Below are 8,917 nucleotides of genomic sequence, written 5' to 3' on the forward strand. Positions count from 1 at the left end.
GACTCAGGGATGCACTTGACCCTAAGATAAATGAGTAACAGTCTTAATTCTTCAAGGATCAAATCATGCGAAAAAACGAGTCAGGGAAACCTGGCTTTTTTCTTTTACTAGGTAATTATAAAATAATTTCAATGTGGATAACTATACGGGTTTTCTTAATCCAGCTCCAGCGCCTAGCCCCTCGAGTCGCTTGTCTAGTGTCGCCTCCTAGAAACTCCGAAACTTCAACTCCGCCGGCAGAAGCAAAAAGCGCTTCTTTGTCGGAGTCTCCAGTTTCTGCGTTTCTGGGCAGTCGGCTATACATTTCTATTTCGATCCGCCCATTGAAGTCAAAGAACGACTTCATTGGGCGGCCCTCCAGCGCTTGTCGGGGCTGAACGAGGCGCTTGCGCTTTTTGTTCCTTCTTTATGCAATTGTTTCAATGTTAACAGCACATGCTTTAAATTCTGCAGTACCGGAAATAGGGTCATATTCATTAAGAGTAAGAACGTTGGTTGGAACTTCGGACCAGTGAAAACTCATGAAAACGAGCCCAGGAACTACCTGTTCTGTTATCTTGGCCTTTACATCAAGAGTTCCCCGCCGTGAACTCACCCTTACAAGGTCTCCGTCATTAATTTGAAGCCGGAGTGCATCTTCGGGATGAATATCCAAGGTTTCCTCTGCTTGTTTGATTTTCACCCCTGCTGCATAGTGCCGGGTCTGTGTATGAGTATTGTAGGACTCATACCTTCTCCCGGTCGTTAATGTAAATGGATATTGTTCATCAGGCTGTTCCAATGGCGGTGTGAATTCTACTGGTACGAAACTGGAGCGCTTTTCATTTTCTTCTTCCGCATGGAACCTTTCATGAAGAACTTTCGTACCAGGATGTGTTTCATCTGGACATGGATAGTGTATCCCATACTCTTTTTCAAGACGTGCATACGATATGCCGCCATACATCTCCCAGGCTAGCTCTCTCACTTCATTCCAAATCTCTTCGCTTGAACCATAACTCATTGGATAGCCCATTCTTGAAGAGAGTTCACACAATATCTCCCAATCTTCTTTTACTCCTAGCTGCGCATTGACCGCGGTGCGTACACGCTGAACTCTCCTGTCCGTATTCGTGTACGTTCCGTCAACTTCGCCCCAAGACTTGGCTGGCAGCACGACATCAGCCATCTCAGCTGTCTCTGTCATAAAAATATCCTGAACAATCAGCAAATTCAGTTTTTCTAATAAGCTTCTAGTATGGTTCATATGCACATCTGCTACTAGCGGATTCTCCCCTATGCAATATAATGCTTTGATTTCCCCTGTTTCGATTTTATCGAAGGTTCTCGTCTGGGTGTCACCGACTTTTTTACTGATTTCTATATTCCACTTTTTCTCGAAGCGGGCCCGATACTCGTCGTCCAATACGCTTACAGCCCCGGTAATCTGGTTCGGTAAACAGCCCATATCTCCCGCGCCCTGGACGTTATTCTGTCCTCTTAAAGGCATGATGCCGGATCCTCGTTTCCCGATATGGCCACTCAGCAATGCCAGGTTGGCGATATCGAATACATTGTTCACTCCACAGTGATGTTCTGTAATACCGAGTGTGTAGGCGATCATAGCCTTGTTGGCAGTTGCATACAAGCGAGCAACCTCTATGATATCTTCTGCTGCCAAGCCGGTGATTTCAGCTGAATATTCCGGTGTATAAGGTCCAACCTTCGATAGCAATACATCAAAATCTGCAGTGTGCCTGCCAATGAAACTTTCATCATACAGTTTTTCAGTAATGATAATCCTTATTATTGCGTTGATCAGCGCAATATCCGTACCGACGTTGATTTGCAGATGTTTATGAGCCGACTTGACCATATCAATTCTTCTTGGGTCAATGACGATTATTTTAAGACCGCCTTTGGCAGCTTTTTTCATTCTATTTCCAATGATCGGATGAGCTTCAGTTGTGTTGGATCCCATTAGTAAAAGTACCTCTGCCTCATCAATATCTTCTAAGGTATTCGTAGGGAAACCGCTTCCAAAAATAGTCGCCAGACCGGCGACACTAGGAGCGTGTCAGGTTCGGTTACAGCCATCAATATTATTGCTTCCGATAGCAGTCCGCATAAACTTCTGCGTTATATAGTTCGATTCATTGGTTGTGCGGGCACATGCGAACATTGAAAGCGATTCTGGACCAAACTCATCTTTTAGATCGGACAATCGGCTTGCGATGAAATCATACGCTTCTTCCCATGAAGCCTTTACAAGCTTTCCTGCTTTTCTGATCATAGGTGTATTCAATCGTTTCGGAGCATGTACGTACTGATAGGCAAAAGCACCTTTTACACATGTCTGTCCTTTATTTACAGGTGCTTCTTTGTCTCCCCTGATTTTAACAATCTTATTATCTTCTACATCCAATATCAAACCGCAGCCTGTACCACAATAACCACAGACCGTCTTAACCTGGCTAATCGATGACATAGCTTCCCCTCCGGCATTTAATATAATTTCTCCTACTTCCATAGTAGTCTAAATTTTCAAAGCGATGTAGAAAATCCGATAGCTTTTTTTGTCATATTTGCAACATTTTTTCGACAAATACTTATTTTAACCCTCAGTAAGTATAAAAAATAAGGCAGGATCAACTCCTGCCTTACTCAGCCTTTCTATTATGCAGTTTTTGCCGGGAGCATAATTTTGAATGTTGTACCCTTGTTCTGCTCACTTTCGATATATACCTTACCATTATGGCTTTCAATAATCTTGAAGCTGACCATCAGGCCTAACCCATTTCCATTTTTCTTTGTAGTATAGAATGGCTCGCCAATTTTCTTGAGCGTTTCTGGAGGAATTCCTACGCCTGTATCCTTTATGGAGATGACAACATTGTCATCTTGTACTTCTGTTCTCACTTTTAAATCCCCACCGTCAGGCATTGCTTCAATTCCATTTTTAATAAAATTCAAGAATACTTGCTTCAAACGGTTTTCATCACATTCAATCTGAATGATTTCCTCTGTAGCATCAAAATCCAGTTTGACATTTCTTTTTCTTGCTTCGAATTTCAACATAGACACTACATTTTGGACAATCGTAATAATATTTTGTTCTTCAAGCTCAACAGCCTTTGGTTTTGCAAGAACCATGAACTCCTCAACAATGTTATTGACTCTGTCAATCTCGTCAAGAATGATTTCAATGAACTCCTGGCGCTGCGGATCGGTTTCGTCAAGCTGCAGGAATTCAGCATACCCTTTCATTGATGTCAGCGGATTTCTGATTTCGTGGGCAACCCCAGCAGCGAGCTGGCCAACAGCAGCAAGCTTATCCTGGCGGTGCAGCATTTCCTCTGACTTTTTCTTCTCTGTGATATCATTACGAATTGCAAGATACTGATATGGCTTCCCATTCTCATTAAGGAACGGAACAATCGTGGTATCCACCCAGTAAAAAGAACCATCCTTCGCCCTGTTACGAATATCCCCTTTCCAAACCTGGCCGGATCCAATGGTTTTCCACAGGGTTTTAAAGAATTCTTTCGAATGTAATCCGGAATTCAATAAGCTGTGGTCATTACCAATCAATTCTTCCCTGCTGTATTTAGAGATTTCACAGAATTTATCATTCACATTTTTGATAATCCCCTTCTCGTCTGTAAAAGCAACGATGGATGATTGATCAAGGGCAAAATTAATGTCACTGACTTCTTTAAGTGTTTCCTTTAAACTTGCTTCTGCGTGTTTTCGTTGCGTTATATCAGAACGAATCGAAACGTATTGATATGGCTTGCCTTTACTGTTCAGGAAAGGGACAATCGTGGTATCAACCCAATAATAAGAACCATCTTTCTTCTTATTCCTTATTTCACCCTTCCATACGTGCCCAGCACCAATCGTTTTCCACATTTCTTTGAAAAATCCCTTAGTATGAAGTCCAGAATTCAAGATCGAGTGATTCTGGCCCAAAAGCTCAGCTTCACTATAGCCAGAAATCTCAATAAATTTTTCATTAACATATGTGATATTACCTTTAGGATCCGTAATCGCAACAATTGCTGATGAATTTAGTGCATCTGTAATATCTTTCAAGTTGGTATCTGAAACTGCAAGCCTTTTGCTGATTAACGCACTTGAACCGATCAAGCCAGCAAGGATCAGAACCGAGATAAAAACAATAAGATAACTGATCAACGACTCTGGAATCCCCGTCTCTTCGACCAGACCGTTGCTCATATTTATTGAAGATGCTCTTGTTAAAAGAAAATGACCTTCTACAATTGCAGCAGTCACGAAAAGAGCACTTAGCGGCTTAATCCAGCCATGGTCTCCTTGAGTAAAACTTTTTGAAAAGAAAAGCATCCAGAAGGAAAAGTAAAATGATACGAAAACCAGTGCAAGTGCAATTAGTAAAATAGGTGGCTGATAACTGAAATCCACCCTCATCGAGTACATTCCCAGGATATGGACCACCAGGACTGCAAGCATCATGAACAAGCTTCCTGCTAGCATATTGCTTTTTTTTACTGACTTGCCTGTCATTGCATAGAACGCCATTGCTGTAAATGAAATAACCAAAATAATCGATAATACTGTTATTGGAATTCTGTAAGACACATTGCCATTCAGGTTCATTGCAAGCATTCCAAAGAAATTCATAACCCATATTCCTATACCAAGTGAAAATGTCCCACCCAAAAACAGGAATCGTTTATTTCGATCTGATGATTTTATTAGACTGAATAAATCGAGTGCTGTATATGATGACATGACTGTCAATAAAATGGCTACTAGCAGTAATATTGGATTGAAGGATAATTCCGGATTATCCATTTAGGCATCATTCCCCATTTAAAGTTTCATTTCGATTGTATGTTAAAACTGAAGAGAATAAAAGGGTTTCTTAAATAAAATGTAATAACTTTGTCACTTTTATATATTGACAATTGAAAATTACGTAAATCCCCTTCCCTTTGGTAGTTGACCTCTCCACAAACAGCATAAGGAACTTACCCTTCCCGGATAACATATTCCCTGGCACTTATTAACTAATACCTCAATCCGGTTATATGAACAAACACCTATTTTAAAATTTTTCAAAAAAAGACTACACAAATTATCTAAAAATGTTTATACTGTACTATAACAGGTTAAGTAAAATATAAATTGTACTATAAAAGGAGGATTTTTATTATGATGAGTCCGGTTGAATTTTTTCGTAATCTACCAAAGAAGGTATGCCCTGAGTGTGGTGAAGGAATGCACGAACAAGCTGAGTCATATTTAATGGAATGTGACCGCTGCTTATCTAAAAAAGAGGAATAATATAAGAAGGCACCTTTTAAAAAGGTGCCTTCTTATATAATCCAAAGAAAATACTCTTCATATAGAAAAAGAAGCTCATTTGCGAGCTTCTTTTTTTAACATCTTAGGAGACCCAACCAGCATCAGCCCAAAACTTTTTTGGAACTATTGAGTTGTATGATCCTCTTACTATAGCCGATGTGTGTTTGTTCCGCATTAAAGTGTCTTTTCATAAAATGGTTTCCCTACTTTATGACGACTCTTTACAAACACATTTTTCGGTATAATCACCGAGAGACTCATTATTCCCTTTAGTATTAGGTTAGCACTTTTCTTCTTTACATCATGTATCCCTGCTGACTATTCCATTTGGATGGTTAGCTGCCATCAAGGTTTTGTTCTCCTAAGGACTGTTATACCTGAAAATTGTTGACTTCCTTGAGAATGGTACTTTTCCAAGTATCCACTGTTGAATTGATACTCTGTTGGTTAAAAGCTTCCTTCCTGCGTACAAGTAAATAATAGGCAGGACTTCTGCTTTTACCCTTTTGAATTGAACCACTGGAAGGACAACATTCAACTTTCTGGTTTAACTTTTATTAGGTTCAAAATCCCTGTGGCTGGTAGTACTGATTTGGTGAAGAGAAGGTAACGACACTTTAGGAATAAACCTTTTTTCGTTCACTACGGAACGAACACAATTGGTTGAGCCTCCTAAGATGTTAATCACTTTCTTTCTACACTCTTATTATACCACCGTTCACGTATGTAAACCCTTACATTTGTGACGAATTAGTGTCTTTTCCGATATTTATGAAACAGGTTAAATTACCCGTATATCCTATATCTCAATACAAAAACTAGTCTTACCAGGGGGTGAGATTATGAATGATAAAAAAGATGATTTAAAACAGAACAATGATTTACTTAATTCAACATACACACCAAATCAACGCTATGTGCCAGGAGGATCCGTTGATGAGCATAGGGATTTTGAAGCTGGAAATATTATTCTTACCGGGGATGAAATAAAACAGCAGAATGAAAATTTATGACTCAGGTATGTCACCGACAGATAATGCAACCAATCCTTAAACTTAACGAAGAGAGGTATTAAACTTGGATTTACTCGATCCCAAAAACTTGAAATTTGGTGATGAAGTGTTCGTAATTTATCGGAACCCTCATGTACCTTCTGTTTCAAACATAAAAGCTGGTGAAATTGTTCCGCATCCAAAAGATCCTAATCAGTTCGCCCTATTCCTGAACGAAACCTTACATGTAATTGAAGACGATGATGCTCTGTTTGCTACACAAGATGCAGCCGAAAAAGCTTATTTTGATGCAATGGACCCCTATAACACTTAGTAACCCATTCTATTTCCAAAAGTTTTAAGAACATTTTATCGGGGAAAAAAGAAACGCAAGCCAATTTCCATTAGGAGGGATGAAGATGAAAATTTTATCAGCATCTTCTAAGTTCGTCATTGGCTCTGCACTTGAAGGAGGATTTGTCTATCTAAAGAAAGGCACCCTTACCCCCAACAAAGTGATACGACGTGGAAAGCTTTAAATCGGCAAATCCTCTTTCTAGAAGCACATCCATCCAGGGTGTGCTTCTATTTTTGTAATTTTTGAAAAATTAAAGGGATTTTATAAATATGAAACGAATATAGTAAGCAATATAAATGTGTGGGGTGACCAGATTGCTTCAATTAGAGATAGAGCCTGCCTTGAATCCAAATGAAACGCGATTGCAGCCTTCCTACAGAATGGACCTTAGAAATTTCTCAGAAAAGGAATACAACAAGTTTGTAAAATTAAATACCGTGAATGATTGGAGCCAGCTAAGCTGGAAAGATGTAGGAAGACCATATGAGGTAACATCCTTCGCACAGGAAAAGAGGGATTGGGAAGAAGTAAATCAACAAACTCTTCCGGCGAACATCTCCTGGCAGATGTTCAATAAGTCCTTCCACGAGTGGTTCGTTAAGGATGTTCCAGCTGAAATGGACAATTCGAAACGGAATTTCATGAAGAGTCTTACGAATTTCAAGCTGACAGAAACAAAATCTGCATTAGGTGAATTGATCAGAATACACTTGTGGAACTACGCTCACCGCATCGAGGATGGCATTTGGGATCCACGGGGCAAACGTGCATTGTTTGAAGGACTTGATTTAATCAAGCCAAGAATCCTTTTTCTTGGAGCAGCAGAGGGATATGAAGCAATGCAGTTAAGCGCAATGTATCCAGGAGGTGGTATTGTCTTTGTAGATTATGATCCTTTTTGCAAGGATACAAGGTTTGCGGAATTCCCTGACACTTATCCATTCCTGGGAAGCAATCCCTTAACTGGAGGCAATAAGGTCTACCATAAAAGTGATTTTAAGACTGAGTACATTGTTGAAGATATACGCAAGCTCCCTTTTGGCCGAGAATTTGATATCGTCCTTAGCGTTGGATTACTCGAGCACTTCCCTGATTCTTTAAAAAGCGAAGTTCTGGATTGGCACACGAAGTTCCTAAAAACGGGTGGGTATATCATCATGACAACACCTCGGGCTCAGTTAAAATCCAAGCTGTATTATGAAATCATGTCTGATGTCATGAACCATACATACAGAGAACTAATGACAGTCGAGCAGATGGGACTTTATTTATACGAAAACGGTTTAGACATTTTAAGGCACGGCTTTATTAAAGTCCATAACGGAATCATAGCACGTCCCCGATAAAAACAGGCCCTTCTTTGGAAGGGCCTGCAAATCTTTATAGATCAGATCTCTTTACTGGTTCTTCTTCGTTATTTGTTTGATTACCCGTACTTGAAGTGTATCCTACCCTATAGACAAAATCTTTCTTTTGTTTTAGCGCGTTTGGCATTTTGTATTGATGTCCATTGGATTGAAATTCGCCTTTATGCGACACTTGTACCCCTCATTTCCTGCTTACTGATAACCTCTGTTATTCAATTCATCTTCGGCTCCCGACGAACGCTCAATCTTTCCGCCGACCTGCCCTTCTACATAACTGTCACTTGCTTGTTCATGGGTCATTGCAAGCCCATTGGAAAGTTCGTCATTTTTCTGATAATCCGATGTATCGTACATACGCCCTGCAAGCTCAAGATTTTTACCTTTATTCTCTTTCATGAAAGTCCCTCCTTTCGTACTTGAATTATTTTTTGATATAAAGTCTAAAACCATACTTCTGTTTTTGAGTCCTATTGAAAAACAAAAAACTCTTCAATTAAGAAGAGCTTTTTTTGTGAATACCTTTAAATCTTCATTATCCATATAGATTTCACTGTTAACCTGTTTCAAAAGACGTTTTTTATAAAAATAAAGTGTAAACTTTCTATACTTGGATTAGTGTCTAGCTCCAGCGCGTAGCCCCTCGAGTCGCTTGTCTAGCTGCGGCTCCTAACTCCTCGAGACGTTTCGGTCCTGCCAATGAAGTCAAAGAGCGACTTCACTGTCAGGTCCTCCAACGCTTGTCGGAGTTGGGCAGTCGCCTCCGCTTTTCGAATTGTCTAGTGTCGCCTCCTAGAAACTCCGAAACTTCAACTCCGCCGGCAGAAGCAAAAAGCGCTTCTTTGTCGGAGTCTCCAGTTTCTGCGTTTCTGGAC

At 40.0% G+C, this 8,917-nt stretch carries 8 protein-coding genes; 4 read left to right on the forward strand and 4 right to left on the reverse strand.

What is annotated here, in order from left to right; all coding sequences use genetic code 11:
- Positions 1-115: 115 nt before the first annotated feature.
- From J7E32_RS22595 to J7E32_RS22610, 3 genes are all read right to left on the reverse strand, one after another.
- Complete coding sequence (locus J7E32_RS22595; protein WP_214911821.1) at positions 116-346, reverse strand: hypothetical protein; 231 nt, start codon at positions 344-346, stop codon at positions 116-118.
- Between the two features lie 60 nt (positions 347-406).
- A complete protein-coding gene (gene fdhF, locus J7E32_RS22600; RefSeq protein WP_353654097.1) occupies positions 407-2,509 on the reverse strand; it encodes a formate dehydrogenase subunit alpha in 2,103 nt (700 codons plus the stop codon).
- A 146-nt stretch (positions 2,510-2,655) separates the two neighbouring features.
- Complete coding sequence (locus tag J7E32_RS22610; protein WP_214911824.1) at positions 2,656-4,815, reverse strand: PAS domain S-box protein; 2,160 nt, start codon at positions 4,813-4,815, stop codon at positions 2,656-2,658.
- A 357-nt stretch (positions 4,816-5,172) separates the two neighbouring features.
- Here J7E32_RS22610 and yhfH point away from each other — a divergent pair, with 357 nt between their 5' ends.
- The 4 genes from yhfH to J7E32_RS22630 all read left to right on the forward strand — a co-directional run bounded on the left by yhfH (position 5,173) and on the right by J7E32_RS22630 (position 8,024).
- Positions 5,173-5,307: a protein YhfH gene (gene yhfH, locus J7E32_RS22615; protein WP_079509337.1), complete on the forward strand. Its 135-nt coding sequence runs from the start codon at positions 5,173-5,175 to the stop codon at positions 5,305-5,307.
- An 863-nt stretch (positions 5,308-6,170) separates the two neighbouring features.
- Positions 6,171-6,341 carry a hypothetical protein gene (locus J7E32_RS22620; RefSeq protein ID WP_214911825.1) on the forward strand — a complete coding sequence of 57 codons (171 nt, stop codon included), beginning with the start codon at positions 6,171-6,173 and terminating at the stop codon, positions 6,339-6,341.
- Between the two features lie 64 nt (positions 6,342-6,405).
- Complete coding sequence (locus tag J7E32_RS22625; protein ID WP_041965879.1) at positions 6,406-6,654, forward strand: transcriptional regulator SplA domain-containing protein; 249 nt, start codon at positions 6,406-6,408, stop codon at positions 6,652-6,654.
- Between the two features lie 404 nt (positions 6,655-7,058).
- Entirely contained in the window at positions 7,059-8,024 is a 966-nt protein-coding gene (locus J7E32_RS22630; RefSeq protein ID WP_286183764.1) for a class I SAM-dependent methyltransferase, read from the forward strand.
- A 213-nt stretch (positions 8,025-8,237) separates the two neighbouring features.
- On the opposite strand, the gene J7E32_RS22635 is transcribed toward J7E32_RS22630, so the two are convergent.
- On the reverse strand, positions 8,238-8,441 hold the full coding sequence (locus J7E32_RS22635; protein WP_214911827.1) for a YozQ family protein: 204 nt from the start codon (positions 8,439-8,441) through the stop codon (positions 8,238-8,240).
- Positions 8,442-8,917 lie beyond the last annotated feature (476 nt).

The sequence above is a fragment of the Bacillus sp. ISL-55 genome, from assembly GCF_018613155.1.
Lineage (GTDB): Bacteria > Bacillota > Bacilli > Bacillales > Cytobacillaceae > Mesobacillus.